This is a genomic window from Aerococcaceae bacterium zg-252 (assembly GCA_016237705.1).
GTDB classification, from domain to species: domain Bacteria; phylum Bacillota; class Bacilli; order Lactobacillales; family Aerococcaceae; genus Globicatella; species Globicatella yangjingiae.
Window position 1 is genome coordinate 603521 of the sequence record CP066204.1, and the last position, 18980, is coordinate 622500.

At 35.4% G+C, this 18980-nt stretch carries 17 protein-coding genes; 14 read left to right on the forward strand and 3 right to left on the reverse strand.

Annotated features, from left to right (window positions below):
• Nucleotides 1-152: 152 nt before the first annotated feature.
• Nucleotides 153-1097: a D-2-hydroxyacid dehydrogenase gene (locus JDW14_02870; protein ID QQD66083.1), complete on the reverse strand. Its 945-nt coding sequence runs from the start codon at nucleotides 1095-1097 to the stop codon at nucleotides 153-155.
• Between the two features lie 196 nt (nucleotides 1098-1293).
• Here JDW14_02870 and JDW14_02875 point away from each other — a divergent pair, with 196 nt between their 5' ends.
• The 7 genes from JDW14_02875 (at nucleotide 1294) to JDW14_02905 (ending at nucleotide 8706) form a co-directional block, all read left to right on the forward strand.
• On the forward strand, nucleotides 1294-2067 hold the full coding sequence (locus JDW14_02875; GenBank protein ID QQD66084.1) for a hypothetical protein: 774 nt from the start codon (nucleotides 1294-1296) through the stop codon (nucleotides 2065-2067).
• Between the two features lie 13 nt (nucleotides 2068-2080).
• Nucleotides 2081-2839: a type I methionyl aminopeptidase gene (gene map, locus JDW14_02880; GenBank protein QQD66085.1), complete on the forward strand. Its 759-nt coding sequence runs from the start codon at nucleotides 2081-2083 to the stop codon at nucleotides 2837-2839.
• A 343-nt stretch (nucleotides 2840-3182) separates the two neighbouring features.
• A complete protein-coding gene (locus JDW14_02885; GenBank protein ID QQD66086.1) occupies nucleotides 3183-4934 on the forward strand; it encodes an oligopeptide ABC transporter substrate-binding protein in 1752 nt (583 codons plus the stop codon).
• Nucleotides 4935-5145: 211 nt separating this feature from the next.
• On the forward strand, nucleotides 5146-6900 hold the full coding sequence (locus JDW14_02890) for an oligopeptide ABC transporter substrate-binding protein (GenBank protein ID QQD66087.1): 1755 nt from the start codon (nucleotides 5146-5148) through the stop codon (nucleotides 6898-6900).
• Nucleotides 6901-7111: 211 nt separating this feature from the next.
• Nucleotides 7112-7699 (forward strand): NUDIX hydrolase, encoded by a 588-nt coding sequence (locus tag JDW14_02895; protein QQD66088.1) that lies wholly within the window; start codon nucleotides 7112-7114, stop codon nucleotides 7697-7699.
• Nucleotides 7699-7998: a hypothetical protein gene (locus JDW14_02900; protein QQD66089.1), complete on the forward strand. Its 300-nt coding sequence runs from the start codon at nucleotides 7699-7701 to the stop codon at nucleotides 7996-7998. Before JDW14_02895 ends, JDW14_02900 begins: the two co-directional genes overlap by 1 nt.
• Nucleotides 7999-8013: 15 nt before the next feature.
• The gene (locus JDW14_02905) at nucleotides 8014-8706 is read left to right on the forward strand and encodes a 5'-methylthioadenosine/adenosylhomocysteine nucleosidase (protein ID QQD66090.1); all 693 of its coding nucleotides are present in this window, start codon (nucleotides 8014-8016) and stop codon (nucleotides 8704-8706) included.
• A 49-nt stretch (nucleotides 8707-8755) separates the two neighbouring features.
• Here JDW14_02905 and JDW14_02910 read toward each other — a convergent pair whose 3' ends face one another.
• Together JDW14_02910 and malQ are read right to left on the reverse strand one after the other, a co-directional pair.
• The gene (locus JDW14_02910; protein ID QQD66091.1) at nucleotides 8756-11020 is read right to left on the reverse strand and encodes a glycogen/starch/alpha-glucan phosphorylase; all 2265 of its coding nucleotides are present in this window, start codon (nucleotides 11018-11020) and stop codon (nucleotides 8756-8758) included.
• A 199-nt stretch (nucleotides 11021-11219) separates the two neighbouring features.
• On the reverse strand, nucleotides 11220-12719 hold the full coding sequence (malQ, locus tag JDW14_02915) for a 4-alpha-glucanotransferase (protein QQD66483.1): 1500 nt from the start codon (nucleotides 12717-12719) through the stop codon (nucleotides 11220-11222).
• 261 nt (nucleotides 12720-12980) lie between these two features.
• Here malQ and JDW14_02920 point away from each other — a divergent pair, with 261 nt between their 5' ends.
• The 7 genes from JDW14_02920 (at nucleotide 12981) to atpG (ending at nucleotide 18960) form a co-directional block, all read left to right on the forward strand.
• A complete protein-coding gene (locus JDW14_02920; GenBank protein ID QQD66092.1) occupies nucleotides 12981-13967 on the forward strand; it encodes a LacI family DNA-binding transcriptional regulator in 987 nt (328 codons plus the stop codon).
• Nucleotides 13968-14380: 413 nt separating this feature from the next.
• On the forward strand, nucleotides 14381-15100 hold the full coding sequence (gene atpB / locus JDW14_02925) for a F0F1 ATP synthase subunit A (GenBank protein ID QQD66093.1): 720 nt from the start codon (nucleotides 14381-14383) through the stop codon (nucleotides 15098-15100).
• 49 nt (nucleotides 15101-15149) lie between these two features.
• Complete coding sequence (atpE, locus tag JDW14_02930) at nucleotides 15150-15362, forward strand: F0F1 ATP synthase subunit C (GenBank protein QQD66094.1); 213 nt, start codon at nucleotides 15150-15152, stop codon at nucleotides 15360-15362.
• Nucleotides 15363-15404: 42 nt separating this feature from the next.
• A complete protein-coding gene (atpF, locus tag JDW14_02935) occupies nucleotides 15405-15926 on the forward strand; it encodes a F0F1 ATP synthase subunit B (GenBank protein ID QQD66095.1) in 522 nt (173 codons plus the stop codon).
• Nucleotides 15923-16381 (forward strand): F0F1 ATP synthase subunit delta, encoded by a 459-nt coding sequence (locus JDW14_02940; GenBank protein ID QQD66096.1) that lies wholly within the window; start codon nucleotides 15923-15925, stop codon nucleotides 16379-16381. Before atpF ends, JDW14_02940 begins: the two co-directional genes overlap by 4 nt.
• A gap of 138 nt (nucleotides 16382-16519) precedes the next feature.
• Nucleotides 16520-18013 (forward strand): F0F1 ATP synthase subunit alpha, encoded by a 1494-nt coding sequence (locus tag JDW14_02945; GenBank protein ID QQD66097.1) that lies wholly within the window; start codon nucleotides 16520-16522, stop codon nucleotides 18011-18013.
• Between the two features lie 26 nt (nucleotides 18014-18039).
• Nucleotides 18040-18960 carry an ATP synthase F1 subunit gamma gene (gene atpG, locus JDW14_02950; protein ID QQD66098.1) on the forward strand — a complete coding sequence of 307 codons (921 nt, stop codon included), beginning with the start codon at nucleotides 18040-18042 and terminating at the stop codon, nucleotides 18958-18960.
• Nucleotides 18961-18980: the final 20 nt, after the last annotated feature.

The following is an 18980-nucleotide window of genomic DNA, read 5'->3' on the forward strand; positions in this document are numbered from 1 at the left end:
ATAGACACTTGAACGAAATTAGTTCAGGTGTTTTTTTACAACTACAATACTGTTGTCGGAGATGAAATGTTAGAATAGAAAAGTTTTTATTGAAAGCACGAAAGCACGTCAATCAAGTATTATGCTGATTGACGTGGTTTTCACTAATTAATCTAATACCCCTTTTGATAATCCAAGCGATTATGCGACGGCACCTCGCCACGGATAAATTCACGATAATTTTTTGCAAAAATATCAAGAATGCGTGAATGATAAAAGTCACTGATACCTGCACGATGAGGCATGATTAGGACATTTTCCATTTGCCATAATGGGCTAGTTTCAGGTAAGGGTTCAACTTCAAAGACATCGAGTGCAGCAGCATTAATTTGTTTAGTATCTAATGCGTGAATTAACGCCTGTTCATCAACAGACTTACCACGTCCCATATTGATGAAAATAGCGTCCTGTTTCATCAAGTCAAATTGTTTAGCACCGAAAAGTTTATCGGTTGCTGGTGTATATGGCAAATTATTGATGACATAATCATAGTGTCCAATGCGTTCATCTAATGCTGTGATTGAATAGCAGTTTTGAATGCCTGGCACGTCATGTCCACTGCGATTAATGCCGTCAACCGTCATCTCAAATGCAGTCGCTAATTTAGCGAGGGCTTGACCGATTTCACCTGTTCCGACAGTAAGGACGCTTTTGCCAGTTAGTTCGGTTAAACCTGTTGGAGAAAACCATTTTGATTGCAACTGATTATCCCGAGATGTATGTAATTGTCTAGCAAATGAAATCATACAGCCAATCGTTTGCTGAGCGATTGTAGTGGCATTGGCACCTTTGGCAGTAGTGACGATAACACCGGCTTTTTCCAATAAATCAAAGGGCAAATTATCTACACCAACCATGAATAGTTGAATCCATTTGATATTGTGAGATAGTGATAGTACATCCATTAGAATTGGGTGCCACCCTAATACAATATCGTATTCAGCAACCGTTTCAGCACTTGGTTCTTGTGCAGAAAAGTCGGTGTACGGTAAATCAGTGATTGATTGTAATAATTGTTGTTCTTTATCTGTTAAATTACGAAATAGAGCGATTTTCATAATATACCCCCATAAATGTTTTACAGTGTTAATAATAGTATAACAGAAAATAAAGTGGATTCATAATGCTGTTTAAACAATTAATGTCGTTCAATTTTGTTGATTTAGTACAAAGGTAAGATTTGTAGCATTGGCAGATATATTATTTTAATAAATGAGTATAACAGTATATAATAGATGATAATGAGGTGGAGAAATGACGGAAACATATCAATATACAAAAGCATTTACACAATCGTATCGTTTATCGGACAATCTTACTCGACAACAAAACACGAATCGAGTTTCCATTGCTGAAATATTAAAAATGGCACTACGAACATCGAATGCACACGATTCCGCTGTACGTCAACAATTGGCTGAGGAAGATTATGTGATTAAATCGCATCAGACATGGGTGATTACCAATAATCAACTGGAATTATTTGAATGGCCTTTGGTTAATCAAATGATTGACATTCAAACCAAAATAGTTGAAGCGAATCGCTTTTTTGTCGTTCGTTCTTTTGAAGTTAGTCATCAAGGACAATTATTGATACAAATCTATATGCAATTTGCTGCAATCGATTTTGAAACACGTAAAATGGCTCGATTGCAATTGTCAAGTATTGATTCGATTGTAAATGAACAAGCACCAATCGTGTTTAGTAAATTTAACATTGAATCAGAGCGGCTAAGTGATTTTGAGCAGAAATATGAGATTCAAGCAACTGATATTGATGAGAACCAACATGTAAATAATTTAGTTTATTTCCGTTGGGGATATGATGCGTTACCTGATGAATTTAAGCAAGAACATCATCTGCAAAAAATTGAATTAAAGTATGGTAGTGAGCTATTGCCAGAGCATCAAGTTGTAGTAAAAACATATATTTCGGTCAATAATGTTGTTCAAACGGAGCAAGTCATTTATAATGAAACATTAGATAAGCAAGCGTGTCATATTCGCATGACATGGATAAAAGAATAGAAAGGGCTAGAGAATGATTACATTAAAATCAGAACGAGAAATCGAAATGATGAAAGAGTCGGGTGCATTATTAGCGTCAATACATGTTAAATTAAGAGATTTGATTAAACCAGGCGTGACAACTGCACAAATTGACCAATTTGTACAAAAGGAAATTGAAAAAGGTGGGGCGATCGCAGCTCAAATTGGTTATGAGGGGTATAAATATGCGACTTGTACCAGTGTGAATGATGAAATTTGTCATGGTTTTCCGTCAAACTATGCACTAAAAGCAGGTGACATTGTAAAAGTTGATTTCTGTGTTGACTTAAATGGTGCGATTTCGGATAGTTGTTGGTGCTATGCTGTCGGTGAGATTAGTCCAGAACACCAAGCATTAATGGATGTAACAAAAGAAGCGATGTATCTTGGTATTGCACAAGCAAAAGTAGGAAATCGTATTGGCGACATCGGTCACGCTATTCAAACGTACGCAGAATCAAAAGGTTATGGTGTTGTCCGTGATTTTATCGGACATGGCATTGGGCCAAGTATTCATGAAGAGCCACAAGTACCACATTATGGACTAGCTGGTAAAGGCTTGCGTTTGAAAGAGGGTATGACGATTACCATTGAGCCGATGATTACAATGGGAACGTGGCAGATGAAAATGGATAATAATGGGTGGACAGCTCGTACTCGTGACGGTGGGTATTGTGCTCAGTTTGAACATTCGCTTGTAATTACGGCCGACGGGCCAGTTCTATTGACAGAACAACAGCCAGAAGCATAATAAAAATAAATCAGACGAGAAGATTGGTGCAATCATACTCGTCTTTTTTGTGCTGTACTTAATGAGAGAATTATGAGTGTAGGTGCGAATGAGTAAAGGTGCAAGAGCGATAAGTGTCATTATTTTAGTGGCATGAATAATGATAATGATACTAATAAATAGAAGTAATTTTAGGTAGGGAATATGAATATATTGCGTTTATTAATTTTAAGTGATAAACAGCGAAATAAAAATTAGATGTTGGTTAAAATTTGTGTTATCTACAAAAAATTAACTTGTATTAATTTTACCTGTGATGTATGATTAATTTTATAATAAAAAAACATTTTTTTGGAGGAGAACAATGAAAAAATCGCTTATAAAATTTTTCGCATTAAGTGCATCTGTATTAGCACTATCTTCTGTTGTAACACCGTCAATTGTTAATGTATCCGCACAGTCTGTAGAATTATCGACAAAAGTTACAAATAATGAAGAGTCCATTGAAGGTGGAATCTTCCGTTATGCATTAGTAGGGTCAGCATTTCCAGGGGTATTGAACCAAATGCTTTTTGATGCACAACCTGATGCAGTTATTCTTGGATTTTTACAAGATAGTTTATATGGATATGATGAGAACTTTTTAATTAATGATTCAGGCTTTGCAAAAATTGAGTTTGATCGTGAAAACAAACAAGTAACAATTAAAATTCCTGAAGGACAAAAATGGAGCGACGGAGAAGATTTGACGATAGATGATGTGATTTTCCCATATTATGTTATTGGACATAAAGATTATCCAGGTGTTCGTTATGGAGAGGCACTAGAAAATGTTGTTGGTATGGAAGAATACCATAAAGGTGAAACTGATAAGATTTCGGGTTTGGAACGTGTGGATGATTATACATTGCGTGTTACTTACAAAAACTTCCCTAACTCAATGTTACAAGCTGGTGGGGGTATTTTAAATAATATTGAGCCAGAACACTACTTAAAAGATGTTCCTGTTGCTGAATTATTAGATTCTGATAAAGTACGTGTTAACCCTATTGGTATGGGTGCATTCCGTGTAACGAAAATTGTTCCTGGAGAATCTGTAACCTTTGAACCAAATGAATACTATTGGAAAGGTAAACCAAAAGTTGATGGTGTTCAATTAGACGTTGTAAGTGATGCAACAGCGATTGCTGAAATGCAAGCAGGACGTTATGATGTAGCTTCATTGCCAGCTGACCAATATGAAGTTTATAAAGATTCTACCAATATGCAAATTTTAGGTGATGTTCAAAATGCATTCACTTATATCGGATTTAAATTAGGTAAAATGGAAGACGGTAGAGTTGTATCAGATGATTCAGTAGTGCAAGCAGATAAAGCATTACGTCAAGCAATGGCTTATGCGATTGATAATGATGCGATTGGTGAGCGTTTCTACAATGGTTTACGTTGGAGAGCAACTTCACCAATTACACCAAACTTCAAAGAATACCATGACGACTCAATTGAAGGTTATCCTTATGATGTTGAAAAAGCAAAACAAATTTTAGCAGATGCAGGATATAAAGATGCAGACGGCGACGGATTTGTTGAAGATAAAAATGGTAAACCATTCACTTTAGGTTTTGCTTCAATGTCTGGTGGTGAAACAGCACAACCAATTGCTGAATACTATATGCAACAATGGGCTGAAATCGGAATTAAAGTAGAATTAGTTGACGGACAATTAATGGAATTTAACGCATTCTATGAAGCAATCAAAAAAGATGAGCCAAAAATTCAAGTATATCAAGCTGCTTATGGTATCGGTGGTGACCCTAACCCATCTGATTTCTATAGTAAAGAAGCTGGATTTAACTTTGCTCGTTGGACAACTGAAGAAAATGAACGCTTATTAGCAGCAATTAATTCAGATGATGCTTTCAATGAAGATTTCCGTAAAAAAGCATATAATGAATGGCAAGAATACTTCATGGAAGAATTGCCAATCATTCCAACATTATATCGTTACAGTGTAACAGCTGTTAACAACCGTGTGAAAAACTACGATATTAAAGTAGGTTCAGAATTATCATTAGCTGACCTTGAATTAACAGCAGAAGAACCATACGCACAATAATTGAGATGAAAGAGGGCCATGTGGCTCTCTTTTTTTTACAATAAGAGAAGTAAAAATAAAAATTAACATAAGATACCCAAATTGCGACAAAATCATAAAATGAGTTTTTTATTAGAGAAAATAAAAATTTACTCATAAACCTATTGCATTTTAATTTAAATTAAGTTAATATAGGAACATAAATCAGTAACAACCAAACAGGAGGGTAAATATGAGAAAATCTTTAAGAAAATTATTCGTATTAGGAGCTTCGGCACTATTACTATCTTCAGTCTTTACTGGGCCAGCTGTTGCAACAGTTTCAGCACAATCTGTTCAATTGTCAACACAAGTATCGAATGAGGAAGAGTCAATTGAAGGTGGAGTATTACGTTATGCATTAGTTGGTTCACCATTTTCTGGTGTATTAAACCAAATGCTTTATGATGCAAACCCAGATGCAATTATTCTTGGCTTCATTCAAGATGGTCTATATGGCTACGATGAAAACTTTTTAATTGATGATTCAGGTTTTGCAAAAATTGAGTTTGATCGTGAAAATAAACAAGTAACGATTAAAATCCCTGAAGGACAAAAATGGAGTGACGGCGAACCAATTTCAATTGATGACGTTATCTTCCCATATTATGTTATCGGACATAAAGATTATCAAGGTGTACGTTATAGCGAGGCTGTTTCTAATGTTGTGGGTATGGAAGAATACCACAATGGTGATGCAGAAGAAATCTCTGGTTTAGAGCGTGTGGATGATTATACTTTACGTGTAACATATAAAAACTTCCCTAACTCAATGTTACAAGCTGGTGGTGGGGTATTATCTTATATCGAACCAGAACATTACTTAAAAGACATTCCAGTTGGTGAATTATTAGACCACGAAAAAGTACGTGTTAACCCAGTAGGTATGGGTGCATTCCGTATTACAAAAGTAGTTCCAGGTGAATCTGTTACTTATGAAGCAAACGAATACTACTGGAAAGGTAAACCAAAAATTGACGGTGTACAATTAGATGTTGTTAGTGATGCGACAGCGATTGCTGAAATGCAAGCAGGGCGTTATGACGTGGCTTCATTACCAGCTGACCAATACGAAGTTTACAAAGATTCTACAAATATGCAAATTTTAGGTGATGTTCAAAATGCTTTCACTTATATCGGATTTAAATTAGGTAAATTTGAAGATGATAAGAACGTTACAGACGAAACATTAGTACAATCAGATAAAGCATTACGTCAAGCAATGGCTTATGCGATTGATAATGATGCGATTGGTGAGCGTTTCTACAATGGTTTACGTTGGAGAGCAACTTCACCAATTACACCAAACTTCAAAGAATACTTTGATGCATCAAGCGAAGGGTATCCTTATGACATGGAAAAAGCAAAACAAATTTTAGCAGATGCAGGATATAAAGATGCAGACGGCGACGGATTTGTTGAAGATAAAGAAGGTAAACCATTCACTTTAGGTTTTGCTTCAATGTCTGGTGGCGAAATTGCACAACCTTTAGCTGAATACTATATGCAACAATGGGCAGAGTTAGGTGTTAAAGTTGAATTAGTTGATGGTCAATTAATGGAGTTTAACGCATTCTACGATGCAATTAAGAAAGATGAGCCAAAAATTCAAGTATTCCAAGCTGCATTTAGTATCGGTGGTGACCCTAACCCAACTGATTTATTCGGTCGTGAAGCAGCATTCAACTTCAGCCGTTGGACAACTGATGAGCACGAGAAATTATTAGCTGCGCTTAACTCAGACGAAGCGTTTGATGAAGAATTCCGTAAGAATGCTTATAAAGAATGGCAAACATACTTCATGGATGAATTACCGATCATTCCAACATTATACCGTTATAGTGTAGTAGCCGTTAACAACCGTGTGAAAAACTACGATATTAAAGTAGGTTCAGACTTATCATTAGCTGACCTTGAGTTAACAGCTGAAGAGCCATACGCACAATAATTGAACTGTAAGGGAGCCCTTTGGCTCTCTTTTTTTGCAGAAGAAGAGATTTTCTGTTGTTTCAATGGAATTTCTTGCATGATAGTGAATAATTCGGTAAAGTAAAGTTATTGAGCTAAATCGTCTTCGGTGGGTAGAAATTTATATAGTATATAGTGTGATAATAAGTAGTTTGTAATACACCACCGGAGTAAAATAAGGAGTATACCAAATGAAAACAAATAGAGAGTCGATTTTAAGTCAGCAAGATGAACGTTTAGTGTCATCGAATCAAATTTTTGACGGACATATTATGCAGCTTTATGTGAATCAATTACGTTTAGATACTGGAGTTATCGTTGAACGTGAAATTATTCATCATTTGCCTGCAGTTTGTGTGTTAGCAACTGATGAAGATAAGGTAGTCTTAGTAAAACAATATCGTCCTGCAATTGCACGTGAAATTTATGAAATTCCTGCTGGTTTACTGGATATGGAGCAAGGTGGTTTAGAGGCTTCCTTAGTTGGTGCAAAGCGTGAATTGGAAGAAGAAACAGCTTATCAAGCAGAGCAGTGGCGTGAAATTTCTACATTCTATGTTTCACCAGGGTATTTAGATGAACAGATTACACTATTTCATGCTACTGATTTAAGTAAGGTAGAAAATCCACTTGCACAAGATGAGAATGAAAATGTAACGGTTCATAAATTTACAAAGCAAGAAATTCGAATGATGATTCAATCTGGTGAAATAATCGATTTGAAGACATTATTTGCCTTACAATATTGGTTAGGTACAACGGAAAAGGGTGATGCATAATGCATTTTAAAACAAGAGAAGAATTAGAAAAGGAGCAAATCAATCGCTTACTAGAGCGAGCAGAAGATGAGTATCAACTAAATGATAATTTTGATGACGATACGATTATCTATGATAGAATGGACGAGGCATTTGAAAATGAAGAATTTGATAATGATTCACCGATAATATCAAACGAAAACAGTATCAGAGGACGACGTAGCAAGTATCATGCTCGAATTGATAAATTTTTGACTAATGGGATTATTATTGTAGGTGTTTTATTGTTAGCCGTATTGTTAATTGCATTTTTAGTATAATATTTGGAGGAATATATGAAAATCGGAATTATTGGAGCAATGGAAGAAGAAATTCGTTCGCTGAAATTAGCGATTCAAGAGAGTGCCGAACAAGTATTGTATCAACAATCTTTTATTGTAGGCAAGTTGGGTGCTCATGAGGTAGTGCTAGTTCAGTCTGGAATTGGGAAAGTGAATGCGAGTATTATCACAACCTTGTTAGTGCAACATTTTGCGGTTGATATGATTATTAATACTGGGACTGCAGGAGCATTGCATTCTGGCTTAAAGGTTGGGAGTGTAGTGATTGCTGACCGCTTGAGTCATCATGATGTTGATGTGACTGGATTTGGGTATGAAAAAGGGCAAATGGCAGGTATGCCAGCTTATTATTATTCAGACAGTGATTATTTGCGTGTGGCAAAACAAGCATGTCGATTATTGGATATTGAGCCTGCGTTAGGTTTGATTGTGTCGGGGGATACATTTGTTAACCATGCTGATAAAGTAAAAGCGATTAAAGCTGATTTCCCCAAAGCGTTAGCATGTGAAATGGAGTCGGCAGCTATTGCACAGACGGCTCACGTCTTAGGTGTACCATTCGTTATTATTCGAGCTATTAGTGATAGTGCTGATGAAGTAGCAACAATGTCATTTGATGAGTTTGTTATTGAAGCAGGTAGAGTATCGGCTCAAATGGTTCAACGTTTTGTTGAAATTTTAGTTTAAAAAATATATAGAACCCCAGCGATTGTAGAATGTTCGCTGGGGTAAATTACTATGCTTTTTCTAAATGCCAAATATCTTCGTTATAGTCATTGATTGTGCGGTCGGCAGAGAAGTATCCTGCTTTGGCGATATTGACTAATGATTTACGTAACCACAAATTGTAATCTTCGTATTCAGCATACATTTTTTCTTTGGCTTCAATAAATTCTTCTAAATCGATTAAGGTCATGAACCAATCTTTATGAATCAATTCATTGTGCAAACGATATAGGCGATCTGAATTACCTACTGCAAGCATTTCTTCACTCACAATGAAATCAACTAATGGTTTGATAGCATCTCGTTGATAGTAGTCATGTGCAACATAACCATTTGTTTCATATAAATGGATGATTTCGTCACTTTCTTTACCAAAAATTGTAATATTCTCATCACCTACTAATTGATGAATCTCCACGTTAGCACCGTCTAAGGTACCCAGTGTTAAAGCACCGTTTAACATGAATTTCATATTACCTGTACCAGATGCTTCTTTAGATGCTAATGAAATTTGCTCTGAAATGTTCGCAGCTGGAATTAAGTAAGTAGCTGCTGTTACATTGTAGTTTTCAATCATGACAACTTGTAAGTGTGGGCTTACTTCTGGGTCATTAGCAATAATTTCAGATAAATTTAAGATTAAATGAATGACATCTTGCGCAATTGTATAAGCCGGTGCTGCTTTACCACCAAAAATAATTGTGATTGGCGTTGCTGGTATTTGACCATTTTTAATAGCAAAATATTTATGAATAATATATAAAGCTAACATTTGTTGACGTTTATACTCATGCATACGTTTAATTTGAACATCAATAATTGAATGTGTATTAATACTAATGCCTTGTGTAGTTTTCAAACGTTCTTGTAAGGCTTTTTTATTATTATGCTTAATCGCACGTAATTCGTTGATGACATTTTCATCATCGATATAGTCAAGTAATGCTTCTAAATTGCTGTCTTTACGCCATTGTGTACCAATCGTGTTATCTAATAATTTAGCTAATTGTGGATTGGCATCCATTAACCAACGACGGAAAGTAATCCCGTTTGTTTTATTATTGAATTTTTCAGGATATAAATCATAAAAAGCTTTCAATTCTGATTTTTTCAAAATATCGGTATGCAATGCTGCTACACCGTTGACACTGTATCCATAATGAATTGATAAATGAGCCATGTGAACACGTGAGTATTCATCAATAATCGTTACGGCTGGATTATTAGGATATTGCTCTTTCATTTTTTCATCCAAAATATGAATAATAGGAATCAATTGAGGCACAACTTCTTCTAAATCATGTAATGGCCATTTTTCTAAAGCCTCTGCCAAAATAGTATGGTTTGTAAATGCAGTCATTGAACGGACAATTTCAATGGCTTCATCCATTTCAATACCACGTTCCGTTAATAAACGAATCATTTCAGGAATTACAAGGGCAGGGTGAGTGTCATTAATTTGAATAACAGCATAATCGGCTAAGTCATGTAAGTTACTTCCTTTTGCTACTGCTTCTTCTAAAATTAATTGAGCTCCATTTGATACCATAAAATATTGTTGATAAATACGTAATAATTCACCAGCATGGTCAGAATCATCAGGGTACAAGAATAAAGTTAAGTTCTCAAAAATATTCCCTTTATCGAATTGAATGCCATCATGGATAATATCGCTATTAATAGAATCTAAATCGAATAAACGTAAACGTGTCTTTTTATCTTGTCCATAACCTAGTACGTCTAAATTATAAAGTGTTGAAGTTAGCTCAAAGTGTTTGAACGGCACAGTATAACGTTGTTCTGCTTTTGCAACCCAATTTTTTTCAGTTAACCAAGGGTCTGGAATTGCATTTTGTTGATTTTGATTAAACACTTGGCGGAATAAACCAAAATGATAGTTCAATCCAATTCCATCACCATTTAAACCAAGTGTTGCGATTGAATCTACGAAACAGGCTGCCAAACGCCCTAAACCACCATTTCCTAAAGACGGTTCGTTTTCAGCTTGTTCAATATCCATCATATTTTTACCAGCTGCTGTTAATTCAGCTTGAACTTCATCATAAATACCTAAGTTCAATAAATTATTGCTAAGTAATTTACCAATTAAAAATTCAGCTGAGAAATAATATAATTTCTTCCTTGAATGATGCGTCGGTAATTGCTCTGAACGGTCACGAACAATTTTGAATAATATATGATATAATTCTTGCTCTGAACAATCAGCAATTGATTTTAAATATAAATTTTTTGCGTAATTTGCTACTAAAGTCATGTTTAACTCCTTTGAAATATTATATTGTCAAACGAGATTGGCAGTGAATCCCGTTTTGTTAGCGAGATAAACTGCCATAATCCTTTAACGTTTGAATATGCGATACAGTGTATCATAAAAACATTTAAAAGAATATTCTTTTTTGTCTATCTATTTGAAAAAATAAAATTTTAATCGTTTTCAGATGATTTTTTCTTTGTTAATCAATTAAATTTGGATTTGCTCGGAAATATGTAAGTGTATAATCCTTTAATTTTGCAACAACATCAGGTGTAATCGCATCTTCTTTCATACGCCATAACCAGTTAATACCAATGGTTGACGGTGTATTCATACGAGCTGTATTATCTAAATCTAATAAATCTTGCATTGTGAAGATGACTTGATTGCTGATAGACGCAGATAATGTACGGTTCATCGCTTCAGCAATAGTTTCATTATCTTTACGGTTTGTATAATGATCAGCTTGTGCTGCATTGGCTGGATTTGTGGATTGATACCAACCTGTCACCGTTTCATTATCATGTGTACCTAAATAACTAATCGTATTTTGGACATAATTATGTGGCAAATCTAATGAATCACTACCACCGAATCCAAATTGTAAAATACGCATTCCAGGGAATCCAGTACCGTCTCGCATGTCGATAACTTCTTGTGTTAAAAAGCCTAAATCTTCTGCGATAATATTTAATTCACCTAATTCTTCTTTAATTCGATTGAATAATTTTAAGCCTGGTCCTTTAACCCATTTACCATAGGCAGCTGTTGGAGAGCCGAATGGCACTTCCCAATAAGACTCAAAGCCTCTGAAATGGTCAATACGCACTTGGTCATAAATTTTGAAACTTTCTTTCAAACGTAACACCCACCAAGCGTATTGGTCTTGTTCCATGTAATCCCAATTGTAAATAGGATTACCCCAGTATTGTCCGTCATCTGAAAATTCATCTGGTGGACATCCTGCAACGACCGTCGGTTCAAGTATTTCACTAACTTTAAATAATTGAGGTGTTGTCCACATTTCAACGGAATCAGCCGCAACATAAATCGGCATATCTCCAATAATTTGAATATGATGTTCATTAGCGTATTGCTTCAAAGCTAACCATTGTTCAAAGAAGAAAAATTGTGTGACACGATGATAATTCATTTCATCACTCAATAAGTTTGTATAATGTGCTAATGCTTCTGGTTGACGTAGACGAATGTCTTCATCCCATTCATTCCATGCTCTCAAGCCGAAATGTTCTTTGATTGCCATGTATTCAACATAAGGTTGTAACCAGTGATTGTTTTCTTCTACAAAGCGTTCAAATGCTTCAGTATCATTCGAAGATAAAAAGTTTTTCACTGCCAACTCAAGAATAGGGCGACGTTGTACAAATATTTGACCATAATCTACTGTCTCGGCATTTGAGCCAAAATCAACGGTATTGTAGTCAGAATGATTTAAGTAACCTTTTTCAGCTAATAAATCAAAGTCAATAAAATGTGTATTACCAGCAAATGCAGAAAATGACTGATACGGAGAATCACCGTAGCTCGTTGTTCCTAATGGTAAAATTTGCCAATAAGTTTGTTTGCTTTCTACTAAAAAATCGACAAAATCGTATGCAGATTTTCCAAAAGTACCAATTCCAAATTGATTTGGTAATGATGAAATATGCATGAGCACACCACTTGATCGTGTCATAATTAACCCTCCTATTTTTCTCAGCATCAATTGAGAAATACTATTTTGTTTACGTCCTTATTATAATGATAAAAAATTGATGACGCAAACGATTTCGTTGATTTGTTACCGGTAAATTGAAAAAAATTTAAATTTGATATAAATCACAAAATAATAGAAGAGTTCGAAGTGATTTTTTAAGTGAAATTTTGCTGAAATCATTGATAATACAAGCAAATGGCAATGATGTTGTGATATAATGAATCGGTGAGAGGGGGGATTTTGGTGGTAACAATTAAAGATGTAGCAAAAAAAGCGGGGGTAGCACCGTCAACCGTTACACGAGTCATTCAAAATAGTGATTCGATTAGTGAACAAACAAAAGAATTAGTGCGAAATGTGATGCAAGAATTGAATTATTTTCCAAACTTAAATGCACGAAGTTTAGCGAGTAAAAAATCAAGCACATTAGGATTAATCTTACCGAATGCGACGGATGCTTTCTACCAAAATCCGTTTTTTCCAACAGTTTTACGAGGGATAAATGCCGAAGCAACAAAATTAGGTTACTCACTTTTATTGACGACAGGACAGTCAATTGAAGAAAGAAAAGAGCATGTGCAAAATATGATTTTTGGTCGCCAAGTGGCAGGGGTTATTTTTCTATATGCAGAAGACGATGACCCAGTGCTTCGATTTGTTGTAGAGCGAAATTTTCCACACGTGATTATTGGAAAAGTATTTTATACAGATGCTTGTACGGTTGATAATGATAATCAAGAATTATCATGTGATGCCACAACTCGATTAATTGAAAAAGGGTATCGTAAAATCGGATTTTTAGGTGGACAGCAAGAGCAGAATTTTATTAAAGATAGATATATGGGGTATAAAAAAGCGTTGTTGCAGCACAATCTTGATGTAAATGATGCCTATACGATTAATGGGTTTGATTTTTTAAAAGAAGATGGCGAAAAATTGGCAGAGCGACTATATCAGCATCCGGAAGTTGAAGCTTGGGTTATCGCTGATGAATTGGTAGCAGCAGGTTTTATCAATCGTTGGCATCAATTGACCGATTGTGATGTTCCGATTGCTACATTTCAATCTCATCGAACAAGTCTATTGGGGCACAGTCAAATGATTAGTATGAATATTAGGGCTCTTAATCTTGGATATGAAACAATTCGACTGCTAGACCAATGGATGTCGAGCGGGGTAGTACCGTCACCTAATCGAGTATTGATTGAACACGAAACAATTGAATTTTAATTAAAACAATTTACATCATTTTACTTTATGCGACAAATGTCGAAAAAAGTAGAATGATGTTTTGCTATTAAATAAGTAGAAATTAAAATATTTTTTGATTTATATGAACGATGCTTTCCACGTTGAACATAGAATAAGGTGGTTATTAACGATAGATTTAAAGGGTAGACTTTGAAATGCTAGAGTGATGCAAAATGAAGTTGAGATATTTATTGAGCGGTCAATATATTTTCAGATATTTTTATAAAAATATTTTTAGCGTGAAATCGCTTAGAAAGTTTGTTTTATCGGACTTAAAGTGGTAAACTATGAAATGGATTTGTGACTAGTTTTTATATTCTTTAGTCAACAAAATAATATTAGATGCTATTTTTGAATAAATTCAAAAAGGCTAAAAGAAAGGAAGGATAGATTTGGAAGAGACGGTAGTGTTTCAGGTGTTTGGTATCGCATTTGGTCTAAACACCCTATTAGCTGTGCTTGCAACGGTGATATTAATTTTAATCTTCTGTGTTTGGACAGCGCAAAATTTATCAGTTGATTCGCCAAGTAAACCCCAACTCGTAATGGAAACATTAATTGACTTTGTTCGTGGAGTGGTCGGTGGTGCGATTGATGACCATGGAGCCCAAAACTTTCAATTATTAGGATTAACATTGCTATTGTTCATCTTTATGTCGAATATGATTGGGTTGCCGCTATTATTACATGTCGGACATTTCTCATTATGGCGAAGTCCAACGGCTGATCCGATAGTGTGTTTGTCACTGGCACTACTTATGATTTTGTTATCACACTTTATCGGTGTGAATAATCTTGGGTTCAAATCGTATGTAAAAAACAGTTACATGCAGCCATCGTCATTTTTATTTCCAATTAAGATTGTCGAAGAATTTACCAATGCTTTAACTTTAGCATTGCGTCTTTACGGAAATATTTTTGCAGGTGAAGTGTTACTGGGGTTAATCGCAGGTTTAGCGAATTTGAAAGGTTCGTTAACTTGGGTAATAGGTTTACCATTACAAATGATTTGGCAAGGCTTTTCAATCTTTATCGGAGCGATTCAAGCCTATATTTTTGTAACTCTGACGATGGTCTATCTATCTCATAAAGTAGAAACTGAACATGAATAAGTTTGTTTAATTTCTATAAAATTTTAAAAGAAAAAGGAGAATATATTTTATGAATGCTATTGCTGCTGCTATTGCTGTTGCTATCGCTGCGTTGTCAGCGTCAATCGGAAACGGAATGGTTATCTCAAAAACAATTGAATCGATTGCAAGACAACCAGAATTAGAAGGTAAATTACGTATGACAATGTTCCTTGGTGTAGGGTTAATCGAGGCTGTGCCAATTATGGCTGTTGTTATTGCGTTTATTTTAGTTTTCAGATAGAAACGAAAATGTAGAAAGGTCAACTGAAATAGGAGGGATGATATGTTTGTTGCACTATTATTAACAACAACTGAGTCACCGAACACTGCATTGGGAAATACGATTGTCACAATGGTTGCTTTCGTTATTTTATTATTGATTGTCAAGCATTTTACGTGGCAACCATTTATGAAAACGTTGGGGAAACGTCATCAAATTATTCAAGATGATTTAGCTGACGCTGCTCATGCAAAAGAAGAAAGTATTAAAGCGAAACAAGAGGCACAACAATTATTAAAAGATGCTCGTCATGAAGCAACACAAATTATTATGAATGCTAAAAAACAAGCCTTACAAGTGCAAGATACGATGATTAAAGATGCTAAAGAAGACATCGCTCGTATGCGTGAAGCAGCTGAACAAGAAGCAGCTCAAGAGCGTACACGTATCTTAAATGAAGTGAAAGGCGAGTTGACAGATATTGCAATTGAAATCGCAGAGAAAATTTTACATCGTGAAATTACTAATGCTGATTATCACCGTCTTGTCGAAGAATTTATTCATGGAATGGATGATTTAACATGACAGAAAAACAAACAAAAACTGAAACTGCGCGTGTTGAACGAGTGAAGACACATGAAAATTTACTTTTGAAGAAACTTCAACAAGAACAAGTGCAAGAAACTTTAGATTCAGTAGAAAATAAAGGGATTGATAGAGAACATTATGAAGATTCATTGCTTGAAAAGTTAATGACCCAAGTAACTTCTGCTGGGAGAAAATCAGCTTTTCATTCGAATGATCGACCTGAAATATTGATGATTACGTCAGCTGTTGAATTAACTGAAGAAGAGAAAGAAATCATTGTTCGCAAATTTATTGAAAAAACAAATAAAAAATTACGACGGATTACGACGGTAGTGGATTCAAACTTAATTACAGGAATTCGTCTTCAAAGTGAAAGTTTCTTCTATGAAGTAAGTGGACAAAAAACATTGCGAGAGCTACGCCGTCATTTAGAACGAAATTGGCGTTACTAATAAAATATTAATACGCAGATATTTTGTGATAACTTAAATGAACATAGTGCGACAAGGAGCGCTCTGAAATGTATCTACTAAAGTAAATGTGAGAACATAAAGAAAGTAGAAGTCATTTCAGAAATAAGGAGGATAAAGATGAGTTTAGAACGTTTAGATGAACGATTACGCCAACAAATTCGTCTGTTCCATGCAGAAGGTTCTATCGAAGAAATCGGTACGATTACATATATTGGAGATGGAATTGCAAGAGCCAATGGTTTAGAAAATGTAATGATTGGTGAAATGGTAGAATTCGCTAATGGAACAAAAGGAATGGTACAAAACTTAGAATCCAATGATGTTGGGATTATCATTTTTGGAGACTATGTTACGATTCATGAGGGGGATTTAGTTCGCCGTATGAATCGTATTATGGAAGTACCGGTAGGAAATGGATTATTAGGTCGTGTTGTGAATCCATTGGGTGAAGCAATTGACGGATTAGGTGAAATTCAATCGTCTAAGAGCCGACCAGTTGAGGCTGATGCACCAGGAATTATGGAGCGTCAAAGTGTACATCAACCATTGCAAACCGGAATTAAAGCAATTGATTCATTAGTGCCAATTGGAAGAGGTCAACGTGAGTTGATTATTGGTGACCGTAAAACAGGGAAAACAACCCTAGCTGTTGATGCTATTTTGAATCAAAAGGGACAAGATGTTCTTTGTATCTATGTTGCGATTGGTCAAAAAGAATCAACGGTAAAAAATATTGTGAATACGTTACAAAGTTTTGGTGCAATGGAGTACACCATTGTGATGAGTGCGAGTGCATCGCAACCAGCACCATTACTTTATTTAGCACCGTATGCTGCGACTGCTATAGCAGAAGAGTTTATGTATTCTGGTAAACATGTATTGATTATTTATGATGATTTATCAAAACAGGCTGCTGCTTATCGTGAAATGAGTTTGTTATTGAAACGTCCACCGGGACGTGAAGCTTATCCAGGGGACGTGTTCTATTTACACTCTCGTTTATTAGAACGCTCAGCTAAGTTATCTGATGCACTTGGTGGTGGCTCAATTACTTCATTACCAATTGTTGAAACACAGGCGGGAGATATTTCAGCATACATTCCAACGAATATTATTTCGATTACAGACGGACAAATATTTTTAGAGAGCGATTTGTTCCATTCGGGTGTTCGACCAGCGATTAATGCCGGACTTTCTGTATCTCGTGTTGGTGGGGCAGCACAATTAAAACCAATGAAACAAGTTTCGGGTACTTTGCGGATTGATTTAGCAAGTTTCCGAGAGTTAGAAGCATTTTCTCAGTTTGGTTCAGATTTAGATGCCTATACACAAAAACGATTAAATCGTGGTCGCCGTACAGTTGAAGTATTAAAACAACCGCAACATCGACCAGTGAGTGTTGAAAAACAAATTATTCTATTCTATGCTCTGAACCATGGTTATTTAGACGGTGTTTCAATATCGGATATTCGTGACTATGAAGCGTCGTTATTTGAATTTTTAGAAAATCGATACGAAGTCATCTTGCGTGATATTCGCCGCAATGGTCGTATGCCTGAAGATGATTTGATGACTTCTATCTTAGATGAACATGTCAGTTCAATGGGTTAAGGATGAACAGAAAAGGAGCGTGAGTTATGTCGTTAAATCAAATTAGAAAAAGAATAGACTCTACGCGAAAGACTGCACAAATAACGAATGCCATGCGTATGGTATCAGCATCAAAATATAATCGAATGGTACAAGAATCTGTGAAGTATTTTGAATATGCACAAAAGGTAAAACAGATGGTTGCAGTGCTTGGAAAGCAACAATTTGACTTGCTAGATGACGGAGTCCCAATGGACGTTGATGAAGTGAAAGACATTAATTTTAACGATTTGTTAATTGAACGTCCAATCAAACGAACAGGTTATTTGATTATCACATCGGATAAAGGGTTAGCCGGTGGTTATAATACTTCAATCATAAAAGCGACGGATACCATGTTAAAAGATGATCATCAAAGTAAAGACGAAGTGGTGGTATTAGCAATTGGAGAGCCGATTGCAAAATATTGTCGGGAAGAGGGATATGAAATTGCGTATGAATTGCATCATCTAACAGACCAACCGAGCTTTATAGAAGTTTCACGTATTGTAAGAAAAGCTGTAAAATTATTTAAAAAACAAGTATTTGACGCATTGTATGTTTGTTATAACCACCATATTAATGCGATGACAACTCAATTTCGTGCTGAGCAAATTTTGCCTTTAACCGATTTAGAACTCGAAGAAGAAATTGAAACGAGTTTATTTCCAGTCGACTTTTTGATTGAGCCCAATCAAAGTGCGCTCTTAGATGTGTTATTGCCACAATATGCAGAAAGTCAAATTTATGGTGCGATTATGGACGCTAAAACAAGTGAACATGCGAGTCGAATGAATGCGATGCGAAGTGCGACAGATAATGCAGAAGAAATGATTGATGATTTGAAACAACAGTATCATCAACAAAGACAATTAAAAGTTACCAGTGAAATTTCAGAAATTATTAGTGGTGCCAATGCACAACAGTAATGCGAGTGGTAGCCGAAAAC